The organism is Azospirillum mesophilum, assembly GCF_053470405.2.
Genome location: NZ_JBPXMQ020000007.1, coordinates 80,718 through 105,561, shown reverse-complemented (window position 1 = coordinate 105,561; position 24,844 = coordinate 80,718). Strand labels below are relative to the sequence as shown.

The 24,844-nt window shown below is 65.6% G+C and carries 24 protein-coding genes; 2 read left to right on the top strand and 22 right to left on the bottom strand.

Annotated features, from left to right (window positions below; genetic code table 11):
- Positions 1-149 precede the first annotated feature (149 nt).
- The gene (locus ACSVC7_RS10050; protein ID WP_448202935.1) at positions 150-746 is read left to right on the top strand and encodes a hypothetical protein; all 597 of its coding nucleotides are present in this window, start codon (positions 150-152) and stop codon (positions 744-746) included.
- 72 nt (positions 747-818) lie between these two features.
- A complete protein-coding gene (locus ACSVC7_RS10045; RefSeq protein ID WP_448202936.1) occupies positions 819-1,697 on the top strand; it encodes an EamA family transporter in 879 nt (292 codons plus the stop codon).
- Positions 1,698-1,703: 6 nt separating this feature from the next.
- On the opposite strand, the gene ACSVC7_RS10040 is transcribed toward ACSVC7_RS10045, so the two are convergent.
- From ACSVC7_RS10040 to ACSVC7_RS09935, 22 genes are all read right to left on the bottom strand, one after another.
- On the bottom strand, positions 1,704-2,561 hold the full coding sequence (locus ACSVC7_RS10040) for a dienelactone hydrolase family protein (protein ID WP_448202937.1): 858 nt from the start codon (positions 2,559-2,561) through the stop codon (positions 1,704-1,706).
- Between the two features lie 23 nt (positions 2,562-2,584).
- Positions 2,585-3,280, bottom strand: coding sequence for an ABC transporter ATP-binding protein (locus ACSVC7_RS10035; protein ID WP_448202938.1), 696 nt, complete (start codon positions 3,278-3,280; stop codon positions 2,585-2,587).
- Entirely contained in the window at positions 3,273-4,520 is a 1,248-nt protein-coding gene (locus ACSVC7_RS10030) for a lipoprotein-releasing ABC transporter permease subunit (RefSeq protein ID WP_448202939.1), read from the bottom strand. The genes ACSVC7_RS10035 and ACSVC7_RS10030 overlap by 8 nt, the downstream gene beginning before the upstream one ends.
- A gap of 135 nt (positions 4,521-4,655) precedes the next feature.
- Positions 4,656-5,969 (bottom strand): proline--tRNA ligase, encoded by a 1,314-nt coding sequence (gene proS, locus ACSVC7_RS10025; protein WP_448202940.1) that lies wholly within the window; start codon positions 5,967-5,969, stop codon positions 4,656-4,658.
- A 122-nt stretch (positions 5,970-6,091) separates the two neighbouring features.
- Positions 6,092-6,490 carry a hypothetical protein gene (locus tag ACSVC7_RS10020; protein ID WP_448202941.1) on the bottom strand — a complete coding sequence of 133 codons (399 nt, stop codon included), beginning with the start codon at positions 6,488-6,490 and terminating at the stop codon, positions 6,092-6,094.
- Positions 6,491-6,497: 7 nt separating this feature from the next.
- Entirely contained in the window at positions 6,498-7,391 is an 894-nt protein-coding gene (locus tag ACSVC7_RS10015; RefSeq protein WP_448202942.1) for a hypothetical protein, read from the bottom strand.
- Positions 7,392-8,025: 634 nt separating this feature from the next.
- Complete coding sequence (locus ACSVC7_RS10010) at positions 8,026-8,274, bottom strand: DUF1467 family protein (RefSeq protein WP_448202943.1); 249 nt, start codon at positions 8,272-8,274, stop codon at positions 8,026-8,028.
- Positions 8,275-8,294: 20 nt separating this feature from the next.
- Positions 8,295-8,699, bottom strand: a complete 405-nt coding sequence (gene mce / locus ACSVC7_RS10005; RefSeq protein WP_448202944.1) for a methylmalonyl-CoA epimerase — start codon at positions 8,697-8,699, stop codon at positions 8,295-8,297.
- Positions 8,700-8,744: 45 nt separating this feature from the next.
- Positions 8,745-10,463 carry a ribonuclease J gene (locus ACSVC7_RS10000; protein ID WP_448202945.1) on the bottom strand — a complete coding sequence of 573 codons (1,719 nt, stop codon included), beginning with the start codon at positions 10,461-10,463 and terminating at the stop codon, positions 8,745-8,747.
- Positions 10,460-11,233 (bottom strand): type III pantothenate kinase, encoded by a 774-nt coding sequence (locus ACSVC7_RS09995; protein WP_448202946.1) that lies wholly within the window; start codon positions 11,231-11,233, stop codon positions 10,460-10,462. Before ACSVC7_RS09995 ends, ACSVC7_RS10000 begins: the two co-directional genes overlap by 4 nt.
- 1 nt (position 11,234) lies before the next feature.
- The gene (locus tag ACSVC7_RS09990; protein ID WP_448202947.1) at positions 11,235-12,029 is read right to left on the bottom strand and encodes a biotin--[acetyl-CoA-carboxylase] ligase; all 795 of its coding nucleotides are present in this window, start codon (positions 12,027-12,029) and stop codon (positions 11,235-11,237) included.
- Positions 12,026-13,474: an NADH-quinone oxidoreductase subunit NuoN gene (gene nuoN, locus ACSVC7_RS09985; protein WP_448202948.1), complete on the bottom strand. Its 1,449-nt coding sequence runs from the start codon at positions 13,472-13,474 to the stop codon at positions 12,026-12,028. The genes ACSVC7_RS09990 and nuoN overlap by 4 nt, the downstream gene beginning before the upstream one ends.
- 10 nt (positions 13,475-13,484) lie before the next feature.
- Positions 13,485-15,014, bottom strand: coding sequence for an NADH-quinone oxidoreductase subunit M (locus tag ACSVC7_RS09980; protein WP_448202949.1), 1,530 nt, complete (start codon positions 15,012-15,014; stop codon positions 13,485-13,487).
- Between the two features lie 24 nt (positions 15,015-15,038).
- Positions 15,039-17,123, bottom strand: coding sequence for an NADH-quinone oxidoreductase subunit L (gene nuoL / locus ACSVC7_RS09975; RefSeq protein ID WP_448202950.1), 2,085 nt, complete (start codon positions 17,121-17,123; stop codon positions 15,039-15,041).
- A gap of 9 nt (positions 17,124-17,132) precedes the next feature.
- Positions 17,133-17,441 (bottom strand): NADH-quinone oxidoreductase subunit NuoK, encoded by a 309-nt coding sequence (nuoK, locus tag ACSVC7_RS09970; protein WP_448202951.1) that lies wholly within the window; start codon positions 17,439-17,441, stop codon positions 17,133-17,135.
- A 2-nt stretch (positions 17,442-17,443) separates the two neighbouring features.
- On the bottom strand, positions 17,444-18,058 hold the full coding sequence (locus tag ACSVC7_RS09965; protein WP_448202952.1) for an NADH-quinone oxidoreductase subunit J: 615 nt from the start codon (positions 18,056-18,058) through the stop codon (positions 17,444-17,446).
- 36 nt (positions 18,059-18,094) lie between these two features.
- Positions 18,095-18,583 carry an NADH-quinone oxidoreductase subunit NuoI gene (nuoI, locus tag ACSVC7_RS09960; protein WP_448202953.1) on the bottom strand — a complete coding sequence of 163 codons (489 nt, stop codon included), beginning with the start codon at positions 18,581-18,583 and terminating at the stop codon, positions 18,095-18,097.
- A gap of 89 nt (positions 18,584-18,672) precedes the next feature.
- Positions 18,673-19,683: an NADH-quinone oxidoreductase subunit NuoH gene (nuoH, locus tag ACSVC7_RS09955; RefSeq protein ID WP_448202954.1), complete on the bottom strand. Its 1,011-nt coding sequence runs from the start codon at positions 19,681-19,683 to the stop codon at positions 18,673-18,675.
- Positions 19,676-21,748: an NADH-quinone oxidoreductase subunit NuoG gene (gene nuoG, locus ACSVC7_RS09950; RefSeq protein ID WP_448202955.1), complete on the bottom strand. Its 2,073-nt coding sequence runs from the start codon at positions 21,746-21,748 to the stop codon at positions 19,676-19,678. Before nuoG ends, nuoH begins: the two co-directional genes overlap by 8 nt.
- A 15-nt stretch (positions 21,749-21,763) precedes the next feature.
- Positions 21,764-23,056 (bottom strand): NADH-quinone oxidoreductase subunit NuoF, encoded by a 1,293-nt coding sequence (nuoF, locus tag ACSVC7_RS09945; protein WP_448202956.1) that lies wholly within the window; start codon positions 23,054-23,056, stop codon positions 21,764-21,766.
- A 10-nt stretch (positions 23,057-23,066) separates the two neighbouring features.
- The gene (gene nuoE / locus ACSVC7_RS09940; RefSeq protein ID WP_448202957.1) at positions 23,067-23,687 is read right to left on the bottom strand and encodes an NADH-quinone oxidoreductase subunit NuoE; all 621 of its coding nucleotides are present in this window, start codon (positions 23,685-23,687) and stop codon (positions 23,067-23,069) included.
- On the bottom strand, positions 23,684-24,832 hold the full coding sequence (locus ACSVC7_RS09935) for an NADH-quinone oxidoreductase subunit D (protein ID WP_448203172.1): 1,149 nt from the start codon (positions 24,830-24,832) through the stop codon (positions 23,684-23,686). Before ACSVC7_RS09935 ends, nuoE begins: the two co-directional genes overlap by 4 nt.
- Between the last annotated feature and the right edge of the window lie 12 nt (positions 24,833-24,844).

The window sequence follows — 24,844 nt, the reverse complement described above, 5'->3', positions numbered from 1 at the left end:
TCTAGTGGTCGCGCATCCGATGCATCAAAATCAAGAGACCAAGCGAAGCCCTCGCGGTATGGGGAACCCGCGACACCGGGAGGAGTCGCCGTTCTGCGCCGTTCGTGCTATCGAATTGGGCAGAGCCACGCGATGAGGTGACCGTTCCGATGCGCCGTCTCCGCTCCGGCCGCGCCGTTCATGTGCTGGCGGTGGGCCTGCTGACCGCCTGTCAGACCACCTCCCCACCGCCATCCGTCGCCAATAAGGCGCCGACCGACTTCCTACAGCCCAGTTCCGGCCTGTCCGACGCGCCGGGGCGCGTGGTGGCGCAGAACAAGGGTTGGGTCGTGCGGGCGCATCCGGCGACCAAGACGGGCTCCGCCTATTGCTTCGCCACGCGCACGGACTCGTCGTCCCCCCTCTCCTTCCGCGCCACGGCCAAGGGGGCTGCCATGCTGGTGAACGCCGACCAGCATGCCCAGCCGGCCGGCGGGGAGAGCCGCCTGACCGCCATCTTCCCGGACGGCGCCAAGGTGGCGATGGAGGCTCAACCGCTGCCGAACGGCGGCGTGGTGGTGCCCGTCGAGCTTCCCAAGTACGAGGATCTGTTCGAACCCTTCATGCGGTCCAAGGCCGTCACGCTGCAAAACGAGGGGGCCGGCGGCAAGATCGGCGACGTGAGCCTGGGCGGCTCCTCCTGGGCGCTGAACGCGCTGGACGAATGCCGTATCCTGCACACGCAATCCGGCACGCCGGGGGGCTGACCCGCGCGCGGCGCGGCCTCGCCGCGTCGACCGCACGTTGACCGTTGCGGCATGGGCCTCTAGCCTCCGTCCATGCGCGCTTCCCACATCGCCCTCGCCGTCGCGGTTGCCGCCATCTGGGGCTTCAACTTCGTCGCCATCAAGATCGGGCTGAAGGACTTTCCGCCGATCCTGTTCTGCGTCCTGCGCTTCACGCTGGCGGCCACGCCGCTGCTGTTCCTGGGGGTGCGCAAGGGACCGCCGGTCCCGTGGCGATTCGTGCTGGGAATCGGTATCTTCCTGGGGGCGGTGCAGTTCTCGCTGCTGTTCGTCGGCATCAACATCGGCATGCCCGCCGGATTGTCCTCCCTGGTGTTGCAGAGCCAGGCCTTTTTCACCGCGCTGTTCGCCGCCATCGTGCTGGGCGATCGCCCGAGTCCCCGGCAGTTGCTGGGCATGGCTGTCGCCTTTTCGGGTATTGGCTTGATCGCGACGGAGATGCCCGCCGGCAACTCCCTGATCGGGCTGGCGCTGGTGATCGCCGCTGCGGCTGCGTGGGGCGTGTCGAACATCCTGATGAAGCAGGCCAAGGCGCCGGACCTGTTCCGCCTGATGCTGTGGGTCAGCCTCGTGCTGCCGCTGCCGCTGCTGCTGCTCTCCCTCGCGGTGGAGGGGCCGGAGCGCATCGCGCACGCCCTCACCACATTGTCCGTGCCGGGCCTCGCCGCGCTGGCCTACATCGCCGGGGCCGCGACGCTGTTCGGATTCGCGGCCTGGGGCTTCCTTCTGCGCCACCACCCGGCCAGCCTCGTGGCGCCCTTCTCGCTGCTGGTGCCGATCTTCGGGATGAGTTCCAGCGCGCTGCTGCTGGGCGAGGAGTTCACACCCGTCAAGATGGTCGGCGCGCTGCTGGTCTTCAGCGGTCTGGCGGTGGCCGTGCTGAGACTGCCCCAGCCGGCCCCCGCCCGATAGCCGTCCTTACGCCAGCTTCGCCTTGAAGAACTCCACCGACCGACCCCAGGCCAGATCGGCGGCGTCCTTGTTGTAGCGCTCGGCCGAGGTGTCGTTGTGGAAGGCGTGGTTCACACCTTCATACACAAGGACCTGATGCTCGACGCCAGCCTTTTTCAGGGCCTCCTCATAGGCGGGGACCTTGGCGTTGACGTTCTGATCCAGGCCGGCGTAATGCAGGAGCAGCGGCGCCTTGATGGAGCCGACCAGCGCCGGGTCGGGCGTCGGCCCGTAGAAGGCGACCGCGGCCTTCAGGTCCGGCGCTTTGATCGCCAGCCGGTTGACCATCCCGCCGCCCCAGCAGAAGCCCAGCGCTCCGACCCTGGCGTTCGAATAGCGGTGGGCCATCAGGTGGCTCATGGCTGCGACGAGGTTGTTGACCGTCTTGTCGGCGTCGAGCTTCGCGATCATCTCGCGCGCCTGATCCGCGTCCTGCGGCGTTCCGCCGAGCGGCGAGAGCAGGTCCGGCGCCATGGCCACGAAGCCCTCCACGGCAAGCCGCCGGGTTACATCCTCGATGTAGGGGTTCAGGCCGCGATTCTCGTGGACGACGACGACGGCGGGAGCCTTCTCGACGGCCTTCGGGCGCGCCAGATAGCCGCCGACGTCGCCGGTGGCGCCCTGGAAGGTGATGCGGTCGGTCGCGATCCGGGTGTCGTCGGCGGGGACCTGGGCGGCGAGCGCGTAGTTCGGCTCGATCTGCGCCAGGATGGCGGGGATGGCGGCGGCGCCGCCGACCAGAAGGGCCAGCCGCTCCAGGAACAGACGGCGCGGCAGCGGCTTGTGCGTGTACTCGTCGTACAGGTCGATGATCGACTGGTCCATCCCGATCCCTTCCTCCGGATTTTTTAGGCTTGTGCCGTGCTGTGCTCCACCAGCAGGCCGTCGCGCATCTCCAGCACCCGGTCCATGCGCTGGGCCAGCTCCAGATTGTGGGTGGCGATCAGCGCCCCGACGCGCGCCTGCCGCACGATGGCGGTCAGCATGGCGAACACGCCTTCCGCCGTGTGCGGATCGAGGTTGCCCGTGGGCTCGTCGGCGATCAGCAGTCCCGGCGCGTTGGACAGGGCGCGGGCGATGGCGACGCGCTGCTGCTCGCCGCCCGACAGGCGGGCCGGGCGATGGCTGGCGCGCGGCTCCAGCCCGACCATGCGCAGCAACTCCATGGCGCGCTCCTTCGCGGTGCGCTTGGCGACGCCGTTGATCATCTGCGGCAGCACGATGTTCTCCAGCGCGGAGAACTCCGGCAGCAGGTGGTGGAACTGGTAGACGAAACCGATGGAGCGGCGCCGCACCTCGGTCCGCTTCCCGTCGTCCAGCTTCGACACGTCCGTCCCGGCGACCCGCACGGTCCCGGCGGTCGGGCGTTCCAGCAGGCCGGCGATGTGAAGCAGCGTGGACTTGCCGGCCCCCGACGGGCCGACCAGCGCGACCAGCTCACCGGCGCGCACGGTCAGTTCCGCGCCGCGCAGCACCTGCAACTCCGTCCCCGCCTGTTCGAAGGTGCGGACGATTCCCGCCAGTTCCAGCATCGGCTCACTCATAGCGCAGGGCCTCCACCGGATCGAGGCGGGCAGCCCGCCAGGACGGATAGACCGTGGCGGCGAAGGACAGGCCCAGAGCCATCACGGCAACCTGGGTGACCTCACTCCAGTCGATCTTCGCCGGCAGTTGCGACAGGAAATAGATCTCGGCGGAGAACAGGTTGGTGCCCGTCAGACCCTGGATCGCCTGCCGGATCGACTCGATGTTCAAGGCGAAGGAGACGCCCAGGATCAGCCCAAGCACCGTGCCCGTCACCCCGACCGACGCGCCGGACAGGAAGAAGATGCGCATGATCATGCCGCGCGTGGCGCCCATGGTGCGCAGGATCGCGATGTCGCGCCCCTTGTCCTTCACCAGCATGATCAGGCTGGAAATGATGTTGAAGGCCGCCACCATGATGATCAGCGACAGGATCAGGAACATCACGTTCCGCTCGACCTGAAGCGCGGTGAAGAAGCTGGCGTTGGATTGCTGCCAGTCCACCACGCGCCCCACCCCGGCCACGGCGGACTGGATGGCGTCGCGCGCGGCCCGGATCTGGGTCGGGTCCGACACGAACACCTCCAGCGAGGTCACCGCCTCCCCGGTGCGGAAGAAGGCCTGCGCCTCCGGCAGCGGCAGGAAGATGAAGGTGTTGTCGTACTCGAACATGCCGACGTCGAAGATCGCGCCGATGGTGTAGCTGCGCATGCGCGGCACCGTGCCGAAGGCAGTCACGTTGCCCTGCGGCGCGATCAGCGTCATCTGGTCGCCGACCGACAGGCCCAGGCGTTGCGCCATGCGCGCGCCGATGGCGATGTTGTCCTCCCCGAAGGCGTCCACGGTGCCGCGCACGATGTTGCGGGCGAGCGTCGGGCGAACGCGGAAATCCTCCGGCGGCACGCCGCGCACCACGGCACCCGACGCCACCCCGCGTACGGAAACCAACGCCTGCCCCTCCACCGTCGGCGTCACGTTGACGACGCCCGGCACGCCGCGCAGCCGCTGGGCCAGCGGGTCGTAGTCCGGCAGCGGCCCGCCGCGCACGTTGTAGACGTTGAGATGCCCGTTCAGGCCGAGCACGCGGCCCAGCAGTTCCGCCCGGAAGCCGTTCATCACCGACATCACGATGATCAGCGTGGCCACGCCGAGCGCGATGCCCAGCAGCGAGAATCCGGCGATGACGGAGATGAACCCTTCCTGACGACGCGCCCGCAGATAGCGCATCGCGACCATGCGTTCGAAGGCGGAGAAGATCATGGATGTCCTCGGGCCGGCGGTGCCCCGGCAATAGGAAAGGCGGCGGACACCGGTCCGCCGCCTCGCAAGATAAGTGCTTAACCGTGGCAGGAAAAGGGCGGGCTTGCCCGATGCCCCTTCGCTGCCGCTGCGGCTTTACGCCGTCAGCTTCTCCAGCGCGCTTTCGACGGACAGTTCCTGCTTCTCGCCGGTGGCACGGCGCTTCAGCTCGACCACGCCGCTCTTCAGGCCGCGCGGGCCGACGACGAGCTGCCACGGCAGGCCGATCAGGTCCATGTCGGCGAACTTGACGCCCGGCCGCTCGTCGCGGTCGTCGTACAGCACGTCCAGGCCGTTGGCGCGCAGCTTGTAGTACAGCTCCTGGCACACGCGGTCCGTCTCGGCGTCGCCCACCTTCAGGTTCACGAGGCCGACGTTGAAGGGCGCCACCGAATCCGGCCAGATGATGCCGTTGTCGTCGTGGCTGGCCTCGATGATGGCGCCCATAAGGCGCGACACGCCGATGCCGTAGGAACCCATCTCGACCGGAACCGGCTCGCCGTTCGGACCGGCGACGACGGCGTTCATCGGCTTGGAGTATTTGGTGCCGAAGTTGAAGATGTGACCGACCTCGATGCCGCGGGCGGAGACCAGATCGCTTTCCGGAACCGGGCAGTTGCCGGGCTCGTGCTTCTCGTCGGTGGCCGCGTAGATCGAGGTGTACTGGTCGAAGAAGGGCTGGAGATCCTCGTCGAAGCCCGGCGCGTTCTGCAGCACGTCCAGGGTCAGCCAATCCTTGTGGCAGAAGACGCCGCTCTCGCCCGTTTCGGCCAGGATGATGAACTCGTGGCTGAGGTCGCCGCCGATGGGGCCGGTGTCGGCGCGCATCGGAATGGCCTTCAGCCCCATGCGGGCGAAGGTGCGCAGGTAGGCCAGGAACATCTTCTGGTAGGAGCGCTTGGCGCTGGCCGGGTCGATGTCGAAGCTGTAGGCGTCCTTCATCAGGAATTCGCGCCCGCGCATCACGCCGAAGCGCGGCCGGATCTCGTCACGGAACTTCCACTGGATGTGGTAGAGGTTCAGCGGAAGCTGCCGGTAGCTGCGGACGAAGGCGCGGAAGATGTCGGTGATCATCTCCTCGTTCGTCGGGCCGAACAGCATCTCGCGCTCGTGACGGTCGGTGATGCGCAGCATCTCCTTGCCGTAGTCGTCGTAGCGGCCGCTTTCCTTCCACAGCTCCGCCGACTGGATCGTCGGCATCAGCAGTTCCTGCGCGCCGGCGGCGTCCTGCTCCTCGCGCACGATCTGCTCGATCTTCTTCAGCACGCGGTGACCGAGCGGCAGCCAGGCGTAGATGCCGGCGCTCGTCTGCCGGATCATGCCCGCCCGCAGCATCAGGCGGTGCGAGACGATCTGCGCCTCGGTCGGGGTCTCCTTGAGGGTCGGCATGAAGAAGGTGGACAGCCGCATGGCTCTGCTCTCGATCTCGCTGTGTTCGGATCCGGCGTCGCGGGTCCGGAGATTGGGACCCGACGTTGGGTGCCAAGGTTGGGGATAGCGACTTTAGGAAGGACGGGCGCGAAAGTCCATCCTCACCGCGCGCTGCGGCAGTAGGCGTACAGGTCCGCCTCGGCGGCACCGCCGATCGGCTGCCCGTTGAAGAACAGCCGTCCGCCCTGGACTGTCAGCGTCCCGACGTCAGTGCCGGCCGGCAGGCCGCCGCCCGGCACGCGGATGCCCATGCGCCGCGCGAGGTCCAGCGTGATCGGGATGTCGAACCGCTCCGGCGGCGTTGCGCTTCCTGCCGAGCCCGGCAGGTCCGCCGGGGCGACCGCCCTCCCCCGCACGTCCACGCCCGGCGTGTACTCCACGTCGGGCGCCGGGCGATGGCGGGTCAGGTAGCGGCAGGCTGACAGGTCGATCTGCGCGGCCGCGGCGTGGGGCAGCACCGCCACCGCGATCAGCAGGAATGCTGCGGAACGGCGCCCCATGGCACGGTCAGGTCTGCGCCACGGAGGGCTGCGGCATGTGCTTCCAGTAGATCGACAGATAGGGCATGCCCTTCTCCGCCTCCTCCTGGGTGCGCGCCGATTGCCGGATGTATTTGCCGATGAAGGGCTTGTTGACGAATTCCATGTCGACCGCGGCCTTCAGCACGAGGAACTCCCCGATGCGGTCGGGCAGATTGTAGTGCCACTTTTGAAGGCAGTCGGAGGTGACGCCCGGCTTCGCCTGATCCTGGCCGGTCAGGTAGAACTCCTGGTGATGGTACTGGGTGATTTCCTTCCAGGCCTGAAGCAGCCGGGCCGGCTTCACGCGGATCAGGCCCTTCAGCACCTTGATGTCGTCGTGGAACAGCGGCAGGTACCCGCGCTTGTCCGCCAACTCGTTCAGCATGGTGTAGAGGCCGGCCATGACGTCGCCGCCATCGCCTTCCGACGCCTTGCGCTCCGTCCTCTCCGCGTTCTTGCGGCGGAAAAGCGCGCTGAAGAAGCTTTTCTTCTCCTTGGCGGGTCCGGCGGAGCCGTGGGCGCCATCGGCGCTGATCTTGCGCTCATCCCACAGCGCGTCCCAGGCGTAGTCCCAGGCGGTGAAGATCGCGTTGGAACGGTCGTCCAGCACCGTCAGCAGATACTCGCGCCCTTCGCGCGCCCAATCCACGTCGCCGACGATGGCCCGCACCGGGCGCCGGCTCAGCACCACGGGGAAAATGCCCACCCGCACCAATTCCGCGTAGATGTCGCGAAAGGCCGGCGTCTGCGCGAAGGGCAACTTGGAACAGGGCTGTTCGTCCGGCGTCAGCAATTCCATGCTTTTCCGGGTGCGTTCCAGCAACTCGGTCAGCAGAACCGCCGCGAACTGGTCGAACTTTTCGCTTTCACTCGCGGCCATTGACGCCTCGACACACTCCCATGCCGCCAACGCCGGAGCACGCCCCACGCGCAGCGCCAAGACACGTTCGACCACCGAAACCGGGCCTTCGAGCCACGGCCATCGTTAAGCGATGCAACATTAGCCGGTAAAGCGTTAACTCATTCTGTATCGAATGACAAACATCGCTCGGTCGCGGACGCGCTCGGCTGGGACCGGACGCCGCGCGAAAAAAGGACCGCGCGGCGAACGCGGCGCGGCCCGAGGTTAGGGAGGAATCGCCACCAGGCGTCAGATAAGAGGGAACATCCCCTCTCGTCCCAGACACAACATTGAACCTCTGGCTACAGAGCGGCAAGACCTAAATTGGATTACACCAAGTCATCGTCGAATATTTCATTATACTCGCACGGTCTTACGGCAATTGATTACGGCATAGGCGCCGTTTCGCCCAAAGCTTGAGCATCGTATCCCGCCCTCCGCCCTATGGCTTCCATCCAGGGTGGATTCAGGGCGGCCCCGTCGGTCCAGACCAGGAGGGACCGCTGGATGATGCGTGTGTTCAAACGGGGCGATGCGATAGGCTAGGCTCACGGACGACGGTCCGCGTCCATCCGATGGTCGGCCTTTGATCGTCGGCCTTCCGATCCTGACTTCACATGGACTTCGCCATCTCGCGGAAGGAAATCAGGTCGGACGCCACCACCGCATAGATGCCGGCCCAGACCACCGCCGCCACCAGCGTGGTGACGACGAATTTCAGGAGGATGCGCGGGCGCACTGGCGCGCTGTCGGCCATGCCGGGCTCCGGTGTCTCCGGCGCACGCACGCCCCAGGGAAGCACGGCGAACAGCACCACCCACCAGACGACGACATAGACGGAGATTCCGGTCACCCAGCCCATCGCATCCTCCCGACTCGGGGTTACGCCTGCTCCAGTTCGACCAGCGTGCCGACGAAGTCCTTGGGGTGCAGGAACAGCACGGGCTTGTCGTGGGCGCCGATCTTCGGCTCGCCGTCGCCCAGCACGCGGGCGCCCTGCGCCTTCAGCCGGTCGCGGGCGGCCAGGATGTCCTCCACCTCGTAGCAGATGTGGTGGATGCCGCCGGACGGGTTCTTCTCCAGGAAGCCCGCGATGGGCGACCTGTCGCCGAACGGGTGCAGCAGCTCGATTTTGGTGTTCGGCAGTGTCACGAAGACGACGGTCACGCCGTGCGGCGGCAAGTCCACCGGTTCCGACACCGTGGCCCCAAGCGTGTCGCGGTAGAGCGCAGTGGCGGCCGGAAGATCCGGGACGACGATGGCGACGTGGTTCAGCTTCCCGATCATGGTTCCCCCTTAAGTGCAGGCTTCCGTGCAAAGAGTCGGAACCGCTTATACACGGACCAGATGCACCTCCGTCACCGGCTTCTTGCCGTGCGTCGCGTTGAAGCAGCGGCGCACGGCAATTCGCGCGGCGTTGCGCACCTGCTCGTCGTCCAGCCGGGCGGCCTTCGGCAGGTCCGCCACCGCCTCCCGCACCGCGTCGACCACATCCAGCAGAATGTCCCGGTCGCCTGAATCGTCGATCAACCCCATGACCGCGATCTGCGGCGCCGTCACCAATTCGCCCTTGCCGTTCATGACCAGCGTCGCAACGGCCGCGCCGTTGTGCACCATGCGGTGCCGCGCCCGCATCAGCCCGGTGTCGAGCGGCACCAGCCGCTTCCCATCCAGCGCCATGCGGCCGGAGCGCACGTTGGCCACCACCCGCGCCGGCCCATCGGGGCCGAGCCGGATCAGCTCGCCATTCGACGGGATCAACGTTTCTGGAATCTGGCACGTGCCCGCAAGGCGGGCGTGCTCCAGCTGGTGACGCTGCTCCCCATGGACCGGCACGGCGATCTTCGGGCGCACCCACTGGTACATGCGAACAAGCTCGTCCTGGGCGGGGTGCCCCGAAACATGGACCGGCGCGTCGTCGGCGGTGATGACCTGGATTCCCTGCGTCACCAGCAGGTTCTGCATGCGGCCGATGGCCCGCTCGTTGCCAGGAATTTCGCGGGAGGAGAAGACGACCACGTCACCCCGCTGGAGCGACACCTGCGGATGGTCGTCCGAGGCGATGCGGGCGAGCGCCGACCGCGGCTCCCCCTGGCTGCCCGTGCAGATCAGCACCAGCTTTTCACGCGGGAGATAGGCGGCGTCATGTTCCGTCAGGAAAGGCGCCACGTCGTTCATGTAGCCGTTGGACCGCGCCGCCTCATTGATGCGCCAGAGCGACCGGCCCACCAGCGCCACATGCCGGTCATGCGCTGCGGCAGCCTGTGCGATGCTCTGCAGCCGCGCGACGTTGGTTGCGAAGCAGCTCACCGCGATCCGCACGCCCGGATGCTGGCCGATCAGGTCGCTCAGCGCCTGCCGCACGCCCGCCTCCGACCCGGAGGTTCCGGGAACCATGGCGTTGGTGCTGTCGCCGACCAGGGCAAGCACCCCGTCATCGCCGATCGTGCGCAACCGCTCCTCGTCCGCCGTTCTCCCGATCATGGGCTCCGGGTCGAGCTTCCAGTCGCCGGTGTGAAGGACCGTGCCAACCGGCGTGCGGATGGCGAGCGCGTTCGGCTCCGGAATGGAGTGCGTGACCGCCACATATTCGACCGAGAAGGGACCGATCTCCACGGTGCCGCCCAGCGGCACCTCTTGGATGGGAACCGCACCCGACAGTCCACGCTCATGCAGCTTCGCCCGCAGGACCGCAGCGGTGAAGGGCGTGCAGTAGACCGGGCAGCGCAGTTCAGGCCACAGATACTGAACGGCGCCGAGATGATCCTCGTGCGCGTGCGTCAGCACCAGTCCGACCAGTTCCTCCTTGCGCTCCGCAATGAAGGCCGGGTCCGGCATAATCACGTCGAGGCCGGGCATCGTGTCGTCGGCGAAGGAGATGCCGAGATCGACCATCAACCACTTCCCGGCATGGCCGTAGAGGTTGAGGTTCATGCCGATCTCGCCCGACCCGCCAAGCGGCAGGAAGTAGAGCGCGTCCTTCTCGGGAGCGAACGGTTCTCCGCCCCCCGCATCCGTGAGGGTGGGCAGAGCGGGGTCGGTCTGGGTCATTGGGCCGTGTTGCGCTGGTGGATCAGGAGGAGACCGCGAAGCGTCAGCTCGCCGTCGGTGTGTTCGATGACATGGGTTGCCTTGGCGAAAAGCACACCCAGCCCGCCAGTGGCGACGACCGTCATCGGGTCGCCATACTCGGCCCGGATGCGCGCCACCAGCCCTTCAATGAGACCAACATAGCCCCAGAAGATGCCGGACTGCATGCACTCGATGGTGTTCTTGCCGATGACGTGCCCAGGCTGCTGGATTTCCACGCGGGGCAGCTTGCTGGCGGCCATCTGCAGCGCTTCCAGCGACAGGTTCAACCCCGGCGCGATCACACCGCCGCGATAGTTGCCGTCCTTGTCCACGACGTCGAAGGTCGTCGCGGTGCCGAAGTCGATGACGATCAGCGGTGTCTTGTAGGTGGCGGCGGCCGCGACGGTGTTGACGAGGCGGTCGGCGCCGACCTCCTCCGGCTTGTCGACCAAAGCCTTGGTGCCGAGGTCGACGCCCGGCTGGCCGACCACCAGCGGCTCGCAGCCGAAATGGTCCTTGCACAGACGCTTCAGGTTGAACGTCGCGCCGGGCACCACGCTGGCGATGATCGCGCGATGGATGTCGGCCGGACGCAGGCCCTTCAGGGCCATCAGGTGCGTCAGCCACACCATGTACTCGTCGGCCGTGCGCTTCTGGTCGGTGGCGGTCCGCCAGATGCCGCGTTGATGGTCGCCCTCATAGATCGCGAACACCACGTTGGTGTTGCCGGCGTCGATGGCGAGCAGCATGTCAGGTCTCCGCCGAGGGAGGAAAGAACACATCGCCGGCGGCGATGCGTTGCCGCCCCGCGCCGTCGTCCCGATCAAGCAACAGAACCCCGTCGCTGTCCAGATCGGCAAAGGTACCGGTCAGCGTATGATCGGCCAACCGGACGATGATCGGGTCGCCAAGTCCCTTCGCCCGAGCCAGCCACGCGGATCGGATTGGCGCGAAGCCATGCTCCGCCCATGTCCGATACCAACGCGCCAGTTGTTCGGCGTAAAGCTCAAGCAGCGCTCCCGGCGGGGTGTTCGGGGCGCCTTCGGCAACCAGAGACGTTGCGGCAAACTCCACCGATTCGGGAAAATGGCGCAGGTTGATGCCGACCCCCAACACAAGCCAGGCAAGCCCTACGCCACGGGACGCTTCGGATTCGAGCAGAATACCGGACAGCTTGCGCCCATTCACAAGCACGTCGTTCGGCCACTTGCAGCGCACGTCCGCCGTCTCGGGCAACACCGCCGTGGCGGTTTCCGCTATGGCAAGCGCAGCGACGAAGGAAATTTGCGCCGCCTCGGCGGGCGGACGCCCGGGGCGCAAAACGGTGGAGGTATAGAGGTTCCCTTCCGGGGAAGTCCAGGCCCGGCCGCGCCGTCCTCGGCCCGCGTCCTGGCGCTTGGCCCAGACAATGGTGCCTTCGGCAGCCCCCGAACGCGCCAAGGCCTTCGCTTCGTCGTTCGTGGAACCGACGGAGTCGAAGGCCTCAACCCGGAAGCCCGGAGGCAGGCGCAGGCGCGCCGCCTCCGGCTCGCGATGCTGCGTCATCCGGCGAACAGGGACGCCGCCGCCGCCGCCGCGTAGTTCAGGACCGGAGCCGGAACCACGAAGAACAGCAGGGTGAACAGCCCGGTCGCGACAAGGATGCCGGTCATCCCGTCGTCGCCGATCTTGTCGAACGCCTCCACCGGCTCATCGAAGTACATGATCTTGATGATGCGCAGGTAGTAGTAGGCGCCCACAACGCTCGTCAGCACGCCAATCACGGCCAGCGTGTAGAGATGCGCCTCGATGGCGGCCAGGAACACATAGAGCTTGCTGAAGAAGCCGGCCATCGGCGGGATCCCGGCCATGGAGAACATGAACACCGCCATGGCACCCGCCAGCATCGGGTTGGTGCGCGACAGGCCGGCGAGGTCCTTGATCTCCTCCAGCATGCGGCCCTGCTGCTTCATGCACAGGATGACCGCGAAGGTGCCAATGTTCATGACGATGTAGACCGCCATGTAGATCAGCACGCCGCGCACGCCTTCCTGGGTTCCGGCCGCCAGACCGACCAGCGCGTAACCGACATGGCCGATGGAGCTGTAAGCCATCAGGCGCTTGATGTTGGTCTGCGTGATCGCGGCGAAGGAGCCGAGCGCCATCGACAGGATCGAGCTGACGATGATGATCTGCTGCCACTGGTGCGCCAAGTGACCGAACGGTTCGATCAACAGGCGGGTGAACAGGGCGACAGCGGCAACCTTTGGCGCGGCGGCGAAGAAGGCCGTGACCGGCGTCGGCGCGCCTTCGTAGACGTCCGGCGTCCACATGTGGAACGGCACGGCGGAAATCTTGAAGGCCAAGCCGGCTGCCACGAAGACGAGGCCGATGACGACCCCCGTCGACGGATGCGCACCGCCGGCGAACAGGGCCGCAATCTTGTCGAATGCCGTCGTTCCGGCGAAGCCGTACACCAGCGACGCGCCGTACAGCAGCATGCCGGAGGACAGGGCGCCGAGCACGAAGTACTTCAGGCCGGCTTCCGACGACTTCGAGTCGTCACGGCGGAACGCGGCGATGACGTAGAGCGCGAGGCTCTGCGTCTCCAGGCCGACATAGAGCGAGATGAGGTCGTTGGCCGACACCATCATCAACATGCCGACCGTGGAGAAGACCATCAGCACCGGGAACTCGAACCGCGCCATCTTCTCACGCTCGTTGAAGCTGAGCGAGAGCATCACCGAAAGCGCAGCGGCAACCAGGATCAGCACCTTCATGAAGACGCCGAAGGCGTCCATCACGAACAGGCCGTTGAAGGTCACCACCCGCCCGGAGCCATACCCCATGGTCAGGATGGCGCCCAGGAGAAGGGCAACCATCGCCATGTAGCCGATAGGACGCGTGAAGCCATCGCCGCGGAACACGCCAATCATGAGCAGGGCCATGCCGGCACAGGCGAGGAAGATCTCCGGCAGGGCCGGCCAAATGTCTGGAAACACTGCGGTCATGTCGGAACCCCTAGCGCGCGGCCACGGAGACGCCGCCGGTCTCGCCGTGGGCGGCGGCCAGCTTGGTCTGGTAAGTCTGGATCAGCTGCCCGACGGAAGCCGAGGTGACGGAAAGGAAGCTGGTCGGGTAGACGCCCATCCACAGCACCACGGCGATCAGCGGCAGGAAAATGGCCACCTCGCGCGGGCTGAGGTCGAACATGGCGCGGACATCCGGCTTGGTCAGCTTGCCGTACACGATGCGGCGGTACAGCCACAGCGCGTAGGCGGCACCCAGCACCATGCCGGTGGCGGCCAGGAAGGCGACCCACGTGTTGTCGCGGAAGGCACCCAGCAGGACCAGGAACTCGCCGACGAAGCCGGAAGTGCCCGGCAGACCAACGGAGGCCATGGTCATGAACAGGAAGATCACCGCGTACTTCGGCATGTTCTTCACCAGACCGCCGTAGCGGGCGATCTCGCGGGTGTGCAGGCGGTCATACACCACGCCGACGCAGAGGAAGAGCGCGCCCGACACGATGCCGTGGGACAGCATCGTGAAGATCGAGCCTTCGATGCCCTGCTGGTTCAGCGCGAACATGCCGATGGTGACGAAGCCCATGTGCGCGACGGATGAATAAGCGATCAGCTTCTTCATGTCCTCCTGCGCGAGCGCCACCAGCGACGTGTAGATCACCGCGACGATGGACAGCGTGTAAACGAGCGGAGCGAAATACTCCGTGCCTTCCGGCAGCATCGGGATGTTGAAGCGCAGGAAGCCGTAGCCACCCATCTTCAGGAGCACGCCGGCCAGGATCACCGAACCGGCGGTCGGGGCCTCGACGTGCGCGTCCGGCAGCCAAGTGTGCACCGGCCACATCGGCACCTTCACCGCGAAGGACGCGAAGAAGGCCAGCCACAGCCAGAGCTGCATCTGGCGCGGGAAGTGGGTCGCGGTGATCGTCGGGACGTCGGTCGTGCCGGCGACGAAGTACATGGCCAGGATGGCCAGCAGCATCAGCACCGAGCCGAGCAGCGTGTAGAGGAAGAACTTGAACGCCGCGTAGACGCGCCGCTGACCGCCCCAGACGCCGATGATGAGGAACATCGGGATCAGCACGCCCTCGAAGAACATGTAGAAGAGGACGAAGTCCAGCGCGCAGAACATCCCCACCATGAGGGTTTCCAGCACGAGGAAGGCGATCATGTACTCCTTCACGCGGACCTGGACCGCCTCCCAGCTCGACAGGATGCACAGCGGCATCAGGAAGGTCGAGAGGATGACGAACAGCATCGAAATGCCATCCACGCCCATGTGGTAGGAAATCCCGAATTCGGGAATCCACGCCGCCTTCTCCACGAGCTGGTAGCCCGGGTTCCGCGGGTCGAAGTTGAACCAGATGAACAGCGACAGAACGAAGGTGATGAGCGTCGTCCAAAGCGCGATGTAGCGGACGTTCCGAACCACATCCGGCGTGTTGCCCCTGCAGAAAAGCAGGATCAACGCCACACCGACGAGCGGCAGGAAGGTCGTGAACGACAGGAGCGGCCAGCTAGCCATTGTTCTTGTTCCCCTTCAAACCGCTCAACCGAACACTGAGAGCCAAGCGACCAGCAGAACGACGCCGATCACCATGGCGAATGCGTAGTGGTACACATAGCCGGACTGTAGGCGGCTCGCTCGCGCCGCAACATCGCGGGTGGCAGCGGCAATACCGTCCGGGCCGACACCGTCGATCACAGCGCCGTCGCCCGACTTCCACAGGCCATAGCCCAGGTACTTGGCGGTGCGCACGAACAGGCGGTCATACAACTCGTCAAAGTACCACTTGTTGTACAGGAACTGGTGAACACCACGGAAGGTCGCCGCCGCCTTGGCGGGCAGTCCCGGAACCGCGATATAGGCGATGTAGGCGAGCGCGATGCCGATCAGACCGACAACCAGCGGGGCCATCGCGACCCAGGCAGGGGTGTGGTGGTGCGCGGCCTCGATGCTGTTATGATCGTGCAGGACCAGCAGCGCCTTGCCCCAGAAGTGGTCCATGTCGTGGCCGATGAACCAGTTGTGGAAACCAACACCGGCGAACAGGGCGCCCAGGGCCAGGACCGCCAGCGGGATCAGCATCACGATCGGCGACTCATGAGCGTGATCGAAGACCGACTTCTCCATCCGCGGCTTGCCGTGGAAGGTCATGAACAGCAGACGCCAGGAGTAGAAGGCCGTCAGCAGGGCCGCGGCAATGCCGAGCGCGAAGGCGAACTTGCCGACCGGGCTGGCCGAGGCGAAGGCCGCCTCCAGGATCATGTCCTTGGAGTAGTAGCCGGCAAAGAACGGCAGGCCAGCGAGGGCGAGGTTACCGATCCACATCACCGCGTAGGTGAAGGGAATCTTCTTCCACACGCCGCCCATGTTTCGCATGTCCTGCTCATGGTGCAAGGCGTGGATCACCGACCCGGCGCCCAAGAACAGCAGGGCCTTGAAGAAAGCGTGCGTGAACAGGTGGAACATCGCCGCGCCGTAGGCGGACACGCCAGCGGCAAAGAACATGTAGCCGAGCTGGCTCATGGTCGAATAGGCGATGACGCGCTTGATGTCGAACTGCGTGAAACCGATGGTGGCCGCAACGAAGGCGGTCAGCGCGCCGACCACTGCGACGACTTCGAGGGCCGCCGGAGCGTACTCGAACACCGGCGACAGACGGCAGACCATGAACACGCCGGCGGTCACCATTGTGGCCGCGTGGATGAGAGCCGAAACCGGGGTCGGGCCTTCCATCGCGTCCGGCAGCCAGGTGTGCAGGCCGAGCTGGGCCGACTTGCCCATGGCACCCATGAACAGCAGCAGGCAGGTGACGGTCAGCGCATCGACGTTCCAGCTCAGGAAATGCATCTTCTGGCCGACAAGACCCGGCGCCTTGGCGAAGATCGCGTCGAACTGGACCGAACCAGCCAGCACGAAGATCGCGAAGATGCCGAGCGCGAAGCCGAAGTCGCCGACGCGGTTAACCAGGAAGGCCTTGATCGCGGCGTTGTTGGCGGAGGGCTTCTCGTACCAGAAGTTGATGAGCAGGTAAGAGGCGAGACCCACGCCCTCCCAGCCGAAGAAGAGCTGCACCAGATTGTCGGCCGTCACCAGCATCAGCATGGCGAAGGTGAACAGCGACAGATACCCCATGAAGCGCGGCTTCTGCGGATCCTCGGCCATGTAGCCGACCGAGTAGACGTGCACCATCGCGGACACGGTGTTGACCACCACCAGCATGACCGCGGTCAGCTGGTCGACGCGCAGAGCCCACGACACGTCGAGCGATCCGCTGTGGATCCAGCTCAGCAGCTCCGTCGTCCGGGTGTGTCCACCGACGGCGACGTCGAAGAACAGGATCCAGGACAGGACTGCGGAAATCAGCACGGCACCAGCGGTGACGAACTGGGCGGCACGGTCGCCGGCGGTCGGCGGACCCGCGACGACGTGATGGTCGTCGTGGGCATCATCGTGCGCGTCGTGAAGCTCGTCATGCGAAATGTGGGCGTGGTCGTCATGACCATGCCCGTGATCATGGCCGTGCCCGTGTCCGGCCGGCGCCGGCTCGGCCTTCGGGCCGCCGAACAGCGCAATCGAACCGGCGACGAGGAACGCCAGGAGTGGGAGGAATACGACAAGGACTTCCATGGCGCGGCCTTAGCCCCTCATCAGATTGACGTCTTCGACTCGGATCGAGCCGCGGTTGCGGAAGTAGACCACCAGGATGGCAAGGCCGATCGCCGCCTCGGCGGCAGCCACGGTCAGGATGATCATGGCGAAGACCTGACCGACGAGGTCGTTCAGGAAGACGGAGAACGACACAAGGTTGAGGTTCACCGCCAGCAGGATCATCTCGACCGACATCAGGATGATGATGACGTTCTTCCGGTTCAGGAAGATGCCGAGGACGCCCAGCGTGAACAGGATGGCCGAGACCGTCAGGTAATGTCCGAGACCGATTTCCATGATCACACGCCTCCCCCGGTCGGCACCTTGCGGATGGCGACCACGTCCTCGCGCCGACGGGCGAGCTGGGCACCGATGTTCTGCTTCCGGACACCCTCGCGCTGACGGAGAGTCAGGACGATGGCGCCGATCATGGCGATCAGCAGCACGATGCCCGACGCCTGGAACAGGTAGACATAGTGGGTGTAGATCAGCTGACCGAGCTGCTGGGTGTTGGTCGCCTGGCCGAGAGCCGCGGCCGGAGCCGAAACCGCCGCCTGCGCCGCCGGCGCGATGATCCAGCCACCGAGGACCGCGGCCAGTTCGGCGAGCAGGATCACGCCGATCAGACCTCCCAGCGGCAGGTACTGCATCGCGCCCGCCCGCAATTCGCGGAAGTTGATGTCGAGCATCATCACCACGAACAGGAACAGCACCGCGACCGCGCCCACATAGACGATCACCAGGATCATCGCGATGAACTCGGCGCCGAGCAGCACGCACAGACCAGCCGCCTGGAAGAAGGCGAGGACCAGGTAAAGGACCGAATGAACCGGATTCCGCGCCGAGATGACCATCACACCGGAGGCCACCAGCAGCGCGGCAAACACGTAGAAGGCGATGCCTTGAATAATCATCGAAATCCCCGTTTCCGCTTACCGCCCTGTTTGCACTTACCGGTAAGGAGCCTCGGCCGCGAGGTTCTGAGCGATTTCCGCCTCCCAGCGGTCACCGTTCGCCAGCAGCTTCTGCTTGTTGTAGAAAAGTTCTTCGCGGTTCTCGGTCGAGAACTCGAAGTTCGGGCCCATGACGACGGCGTCCACCGGGCAGGCTTCCTGGCAGAAGCCGCAGTAGATGCACTTCGTCATGTCGATGTCGTAGCGCGTGGTGCGGCGGCTGCCGTCCTCCCGCGGTTCGGCCTCGATGGTGATGGCCAGGGCCGGACACACCGCCTCGCAGAGCTTGCACGCGATGCAACGCTCCTCGCCGCCGGGATACCGGCGCAGGACATGCTCACCGCGGAAGCGCGGGCTGATGGGGCCCTTCTCGAACGGGTAGTTCAGGGTCACCTTGGGCTTGAACATGTAGCGCAGGGTGAGCCCGAGGCCGCCCAACAGTTCGGTCAGGAACAGGCTGCGCGCCGCACGATCGAGGAACGCCATGGCCTCTTCGTCTCCTTCCTAGCGGGCGCCATCGGACGGCGCCCGCGCATTCTCTTAAAGTCTCGAAGTCGCTCGGTCCACTCCGCCGATCACTTCGGCAGCCAGCCGAAGGTCACCAGCACGCCCGCGGTCAGGACGACCCACACCAGCGAGAAGGGAAGGAAGACCTTCCACCCCAGGCGCATGAGCTGATCGTAGCGATAGCGCGGCATGGTCGCGCGAACCCAGACATACACGAACAGGCAGAACGCGATCTTCAAGGCGAACCAGATCGGACCGGGGATCCAGGTGAAGGGCGCGAACGGAAGCGGCGGCAGCCACCCGCCCAGGAACAGGATGCTGGTCATCGCGCTCATCAGGATCATGTTGGCGTATTCGCCAAGGAAGAAGAGCGCGAAGGGCATCGAGCTGTATTCGACCATGAAGCCGGCCACCAGCTCCGACTCGCCTTCGGGCAAGTCGAAGGGCGAACGGTTGGTTTCCGCCAAAGCCGAGATGAAGAAGATCACGAACATCGGCAGCAGCGGGATGGCGAACCAGATCGTCTCCTGCGCCTGCACGATCTTCGTCAGGTTCAACGATCCGACGCACAGCAGCACGGAGATGATCACGAGACCCATCGAGACCTCGTACGACACCATCTGCGCCGCCGAGCGCAGAGCACCGAGGAAGGCGTAGCGCGAATTCGACGCCCAGCCCGCCATCACGATGCCGTACACGCCGAGCGACGAGATCGCGAACAGGTACAGGATGCCGACGTTGATGTCCGCCAGCACCATCCCATAGTCGAAGGGAATGACCGCCCAGGCGACCAACGCCAGGAAGAAGGTCAGCATCGGCGCGACGTAGAACACGATGCGGTTGGCGCCAGCCGGAAGGATTTGCTCCTTCGCGAACAGCTTGAGGCCGTCCGCGAAAGGCTGAAGCAGACCGAACGGCCCGACGATGTTCGGCCCCTGGCGGAGCTGCATGGCGCCCATGATCTTGCGTTCGGCGTAGGTCATGAAGGCCACGGCGACGAGCAGCGGCACGACGATCGCCAGGATCTTGAGGACGATGATGATCAGCGGCAGCAGGAAGCCGCTCCAGAACTCAGCCATGGGTACCGGTCCTCTCCTGAGCGGTTGCCGCGGACTGCGCGAACGTCTCGGTGCAACGAGCCATCGTCACCGAGGCGCGGCTGATCGAGTCGGTCATGTAGTAGTTGGTCACCGGGGACACGAACGGAGCCGGGTCCAGAGAACCGGCGGTGCCGAACGGCGCCCACGGAGCCGGCGTAACCGTGCCCATCTTCCCGAAGATCGGGTTGACCGCGATGAGCCGCTGGCGAAGCTGGGTCAGGCTGTCATACGGCAGCTTGTGACCGAGCAGTTCCGACAGCGCGCGTAGGATCTTCCAATCCTCCCGGGCTTCGCCCGGCGGGAAGGTGGCAAGGCGCGCGAGCTGGGGACGGCCCTCGGTATTGACGTAGATCGCGTTCTTTTCGGTGTAAGCAGCCCCCGGCAAGATGACATCGGCGCGGTGCGCGCCCTTGTCGCCGTGATGGCCCTGATAGACGACGAACGCCTTGCCCAGCTTGGCGGTGTCGATTTCGTCGGCGCCGAGCAGGTAGACCACGTCGATCTCGCCCTTCCCTGCCCCCTCCAGGATGCCGGCGACATCGCGCCCGCCCTGGCCCGGCACGAAGCCGACCTCAAGACCACCGACACGCCCGGCCGCGGAGTGCAGCACGTTGAAGCCGTTCCAGTCCTCGCGGACCACGTTGAACGTCTCGGCGAGCCCACGCGCCGCAGCCTGCACCGCAACACCGTCCTTGCGGCGGAAGGCACCGGCCCCGACTATGATCATCGGGTTCTTGGCGCCCTTCAGCACGTCGGCGAAGGCGTTGGATCCGTTGGCGAGATTCTGAAGGATGTCCGGCCCAGTGCCCAGGTGGGTGTAGGGATAGGTCAATTCCTTGGCTTCACCGATCACGGCAACCTTAAGCCCGCCCATCAGGTAGCGCTTGCGGATGCGAGCGTTGACCAGCGTGCCTTCCCAGCGCGGGTTGGTGCCAACCAGCAGGATCACGTCGGCCTTCTCGATCCCAGCGATGCCGGAATTGAACAGGTAGCCGGCGCGCGCCGAGGTGTCGAACAGCGCACCATCCTGGCGGCAGTCGATGTTGGCCGAACCCAGGCCGGCCATCAGCTCCTTCAGCGCCAGCATGGACTCGACGTCCACGAGGTCACCAGCGATGGCGGCGATGCGGTTGCCCGCGACGCCCTTCACCTTCGCAGCGATGGCCTGGAAAGCTTCCGCCCAGGTGGCCGGCTGGAGCTTGCCGTCCTTGCGGACGTAGGGCCGGTCAAGACGCTGGCGCTTCAGCCCGTCATAGGCAAAGCGGGTCTTGTCGGAGATCCACTCCTCATTCACGTCCTCGTTGACGCGCGGCAGAACGCGCATCACTTCGGGACCGCGGGTGTCGACGCGAATGTTGGCACCGACGGCGTCGAGAACGTCCACCGTCTCGGTCTTCCGCAGTTCCCACGGGCGGGCCGTGAAGGCGTAGGGCTTGGACAGCAGCGCACCCACCGGGCAGACGTCGGCGAGGTTTCCCGACAGTTCCGACCCGATGGCCTTCTCAACGAAGGTGGTGATCTCCATATGCTCGCCGCGGTTCACCGCGCCGAGGTCCGGAACGCCGGCGATCTCGTTCACGAAGCGGATGCAGCGCGTGCAATGGATGCAGCGCGTCATCTCCGTGCGGATCAGCGGACCCATGTACTTGTCGCGGACGGCACGCTTGTTCTCGCCGTAGCGGCCGCGGTCGAAGCCATAGGCCATGGCCTGGTCCTGGAGATCGCACTCGCCGCCCTGGTCGCAGATCGGGCAGTCCAGCGGGTGGTTGATCAGCAGGAATTCCATGACGCCCTTGCGGGCCTTGTGCACGACCTCGGTGTTGGTCTTAACGACCATCCCGTCGCCACAGGGCATCGCACAGGCCGCAACCGGCTTCGGCGCGCGCTCCATCTCGACGAGACACATGCGGCAGTTTGCCGGCACGCTCAGCCGCTCGTGGTAGCAGAAGCGCGGGATTTCGATGCCCAGCTGTTCGCAGGCTTGCAGGATCGAGGTGCCCGGCTCGACTTCGATCTCGATCCCGTCGATGGTGAGTTTCGGCATGGGATACCGGGCTCCTTACTCGGCCGCCAAGGACTTGGCAGCGTTTCGATACTCAAGGATGCGGCGCTCCACCTCCGGCCGGAAATGCCGGAACAGGCCCTGAATCGGCCAGGCCGCGGCATCGCCGAGCGCGCAGATGGTATGCCCCTCGATCTGCTTGGTGACGTCCAGCAGCATGTCGATTTCCTCGACACGCGCGTTGCCGGTCACCATGCGCTGCATGATGCGGTTCATCCAGCCGGTGCCTTCGCGGCACGGCGTGCACTGGCCGCAGCTCTCATGGGCGTAGAACTGCGACAGGCGGGCGATCGCCTTCACGACGTCGGTGGACTTGTCCATCACGATGACGGCGGCGGTGCCGAGACCGGAGCGCACCTCGCGGAGGCTGTCGAAGTCCATCAGCACCGTGTCGCAAATCGACTTCGGCAGCAGCGGAACCGACGAACCGCCGGGGATGATCGCCAGCAGGTTGTCCCACCCGCCGCGCACGCCGCCGGCGTGCTTCTCGATCAGTTCCTTCAGCGGGATGCCCATCTCCTCTTCCACGTTGCACGGCTTGTTGACGTGCCCGGAGATGCAGAAGAGCTTGGTGCCGGTGTTCTTCGGACGGCCGAGGCCGGCGAACCAGGCGGCGCCGCGACGAAGGATCGTCGGAACCACCGCGATGGATTCGACGTTGTTCACCGTGGTCGGGCAGGAATAGAGGCCCGCCTGGGCGGGGAACGGCGGCTTGTTGCGCGGCTGACCCTTCTTGCCCTCGATGGACTCGATGAGCGCGGTTTCCTCGCCGCAGATGTACGCACCCGCACCGCGATGGATGTAGATGTCATAGTCGTAGCCGGTCCCGCAGGCGTTCTTGCCGATCAGCCCCGCCGCGTACGCCTCGTCGATGGCGCGCTGGACGTTGGAGCCCTCGTTGTAGAACTCGCCGCGGATGTAGATGTAGCAGGCACTGGCACCGATGGCGAAGCCGGCGATCAGGCAGCCCTCGATCAGCTTGTGCGGATCGTGGCGCAGGATGTCGCGGTCCTTGCAGGTGCCCGGCTCGCCCTCGTCGGCGTTGATGACGAGGTAAACCGGCTTGTCGGTGACGTTCTTCGGCATGAAGGACCACTTCATGCCCGTCGAGAAGCCGGCGCCGCCACGTCCGCGCAGGCCGGATTCCTTGACCTGCTCGATGATCCACTCTTTGCCCTGTTCGATCAGAGCCTTCGTGTTGTCCCAGTCACCGCGCTTCTTCGCGGCTTCCAGACCGAAGTCCTGGAAGCCGTAGAGGTTGGTGAAAATGCGGTCCTCGTCGCGAAGCATCGCATCCCCCTCAATCGGCCTGGGTGTCGGTGAAGGCCTTCAGAGTCGTCGGGCCGCCCACCGGTTCGGAGGACCGCCGGCCGATCTGAGAGCCGGGCTTCGGGATCTCGTCGCGCTTCAGCGCGTCGATGATCATTTCCATGTGCTCGGGACTGACGTCTTCATAATAGTCGTCGCCGATCTGCACGACCGGCGCGTTGACGCAGGCGCCGGAGCACTCGACCTCGCGCAGCGTGAACTGGCCGTCGTCGGTCGTCTCGCCGATGCCGATGCCCAGTTTGCGCTCGCAGGTGTGCACGATGTCGTCGGACCCGCGCAGCCAGCACGGCGTGGTCGTGCAGACCTGGATGACGTGCTTTCCGACCGGGGTCTTGTTGTACATCGTGTAGAAGGTCGCGACCTCGTACACGCGGATGCGCGGCATGCCCAGCAAGTCGGCCACCGCGTCCATGGCCGCGCGCGGCAGCCAGCCGGCGTTCTGGCGCTGGGCAAGGTCGAGCAGCGGCATGCAGGCGCTCGCCTGCTTGCCTTCCGGGTACTTGGCGATGATGGCCTTCGCCCGCTCCAGGTTTTCCGGAGTGAAGGTGAAGGACGCCGGCTCGTTGGCCGGATCGTGAGCCGGGGCGCTCATCGGTCAATCTCTCCGAACACGATGTCCATGGACGCGATGTTGGCGACCGCGTCGGCCAGCATGTGGCCCTTCGACATGAAGTCGAGTCCCTGCAGGTGGGCGAATCCCGGCGCGCGGATCTTGCACCGGTACGGCTTGTTGGTGCCGTCGGACACCAGATACACGGCGAACTCGCCCTTCGGCGCCTCGATGGCGGTGTAGGTCTCGCCCGCCGGAACGTGGAAGCCTTCGGTGAAGAGCTTGAAGTGGTGGATCAGCGCTTCCATCGAACGCTTCATCTCGCCGCGCGGCGGCGGAGCGACCTTGCGGTCCTCGACGCGCACCGGCCCTTCCGGCAGTTCCTTCAGGCATTGGCGGATGATGCGGGCGGACTGGCGCATCTCTTCCATGCGGACGAGATAGCGCGCCCAGCAGTCGCCGGTCAGGCCCACCGGAACATCGAAGTCCATGCGGTCATAGACTTCGTAGGGCTGCGTCTTGCGCAGGTCCCAGGCGACGCCGGAACCGCGCAGCATGGGACCGGTAAAGCCCCAGTCGAACGCTTGCTCCTTCGTCACGATGCCGATGTCGACGGTGCGCTGCTTGAAGATCCGGTTCTCGGTCAGCAGATTGTCGATGTCGTCGCAGAACTTCGGGAAGCGCTCCGTGAACTCCCAGATGTCGTCCACGAGACCTGCCGGCAGGTCCCAGGCGACGCCACCGGGACGGAAGTAGTTGGCGTGGAGGCGCGCACCGGACACACGCTCGTAGAACTCCATGAGGATTTCGCGTTCCTCGAAGCCCCACAGAGCCGGCGTGATCGCGCCGACGTCGAGAGCGCCGGTCGTGATCGACAGGATGTGGTTGAGGATGCGCGTGATCTCGGAGAACAGCACGCGGATGTACTGGGCGCGCAATGGCACCTTGACCTGCAGCAGCTTCTCGATGCCGAGCACATAGGCGTGCTCCATGCACATCGGGCTGACGTAGTCGAGGCGGTCGAAGTACGGAGTCGCCTGGATGTAGGTCTTGTACTCGATGAGCTTCTCGGTGCCCCGGTGCAGCAGGCCGATGTGCGGATCGCAGCGCTCGACCACTTCGCCGTTCAGTTCCATGACCAGGCGCAGCACGCCGTGGGCCGCAGGGTGCTGCGGCCCGAAGTTCATGGTGTAGGGCTT

Bases quoted from the DNA above. Each gene is read 5' to 3' on its own strand.
- ACSVC7_RS10010 (WP_448202943.1), bottom strand. From the start codon at position 8,274: ATGGGCTGGGTGACCGGAATCTCCGTCTATGTCGTCGTCTGGTGGGTG.
- ACSVC7_RS10045 (WP_448202936.1), top strand. From the start codon at position 819: ATGCGCGCTTCCCACATCGCCCTCGCCGTCGCGGTTGCCGCCATCTGG.
- nuoI (WP_448202953.1), bottom strand. From the start codon at position 18,583: ATGGCGTTCCTCGATCGTGCGGCGCGCAGCCTGTTCCTGACCGAACTG.
- ACSVC7_RS10000 (WP_448202945.1), bottom strand. From the start codon at position 10,463: ATGACCCAGACCGACCCCGCTCTGCCCACCCTCACGGATGCGGGGGGC.
- nuoG (WP_448202955.1), bottom strand. From the start codon at position 21,748: ATGCCGAAACTCACCATCGACGGGATCGAGATCGAAGTCGAGCCGGGC.
- nuoK (WP_448202951.1), bottom strand. From the start codon at position 17,441: ATGGAAATCGGTCTCGGACATTACCTGACGGTCTCGGCCATCCTGTTC.
- nuoE (WP_448202957.1), bottom strand. From the start codon at position 23,687: ATGAGCGCCCCGGCTCACGATCCGGCCAACGAGCCGGCGTCCTTCACC.
- ACSVC7_RS10050 (WP_448202935.1), top strand. From the start codon at position 150: ATGCGCCGTCTCCGCTCCGGCCGCGCCGTTCATGTGCTGGCGGTGGGC.
- ACSVC7_RS09995 (WP_448202946.1), bottom strand. From the start codon at position 11,233: ATGCTGCTCGCCATCGACGCCGGCAACACCAACGTGGTGTTCGCGATC.
- ACSVC7_RS10020 (WP_448202941.1), bottom strand. From the start codon at position 6,490: ATGGGGCGCCGTTCCGCAGCATTCCTGCTGATCGCGGTGGCGGTGCTG.
- ACSVC7_RS10015 (WP_448202942.1), bottom strand. From the start codon at position 7,391: ATGGCCGCGAGTGAAAGCGAAAAGTTCGACCAGTTCGCGGCGGTTCTG.
- nuoL (WP_448202950.1), bottom strand. From the start codon at position 17,123: ATGGAAGTCCTTGTCGTATTCCTCCCACTCCTGGCGTTCCTCGTCGCC.
- nuoH (WP_448202954.1), bottom strand. From the start codon at position 19,683: ATGGCTGAGTTCTGGAGCGGCTTCCTGCTGCCGCTGATCATCATCGTC.
- nuoF (WP_448202956.1), bottom strand. From the start codon at position 23,056: ATGCTTCGCGACGAGGACCGCATTTTCACCAACCTCTACGGCTTCCAG.
- ACSVC7_RS09980 (WP_448202949.1), bottom strand. From the start codon at position 15,014: ATGGCTAGCTGGCCGCTCCTGTCGTTCACGACCTTCCTGCCGCTCGTC.
- ACSVC7_RS09990 (WP_448202947.1), bottom strand. From the start codon at position 12,029: ATGACGCAGCATCGCGAGCCGGAGGCGGCGCGCCTGCGCCTGCCTCCG.
- mce (WP_448202944.1), bottom strand. From the start codon at position 8,699: ATGATCGGGAAGCTGAACCACGTCGCCATCGTCGTCCCGGATCTTCCG.
- ACSVC7_RS10040 (WP_448202937.1), bottom strand. From the start codon at position 2,561: ATGGACCAGTCGATCATCGACCTGTACGACGAGTACACGCACAAGCCG.
- proS (WP_448202940.1), bottom strand. From the start codon at position 5,969: ATGCGGCTGTCCACCTTCTTCATGCCGACCCTCAAGGAGACCCCGACC.
- nuoN (WP_448202948.1), bottom strand. From the start codon at position 13,474: ATGACCGCAGTGTTTCCAGACATTTGGCCGGCCCTGCCGGAGATCTTC.
- ACSVC7_RS10035 (WP_448202938.1), bottom strand. From the start codon at position 3,280: ATGAGTGAGCCGATGCTGGAACTGGCGGGAATCGTCCGCACCTTCGAA.
- ACSVC7_RS09935 (WP_448203172.1), bottom strand. From the start codon at position 24,832: ATGAACTTCGGGCCGCAGCACCCTGCGGCCCACGGCGTGCTGCGCCTG.
- ACSVC7_RS10030 (WP_448202939.1), bottom strand. From the start codon at position 4,520: ATGATCTTCTCCGCCTTCGAACGCATGGTCGCGATGCGCTATCTGCGG.
- ACSVC7_RS09965 (WP_448202952.1), bottom strand. From the start codon at position 18,058: ATGATTATTCAAGGCATCGCCTTCTACGTGTTTGCCGCGCTGCTGGTG.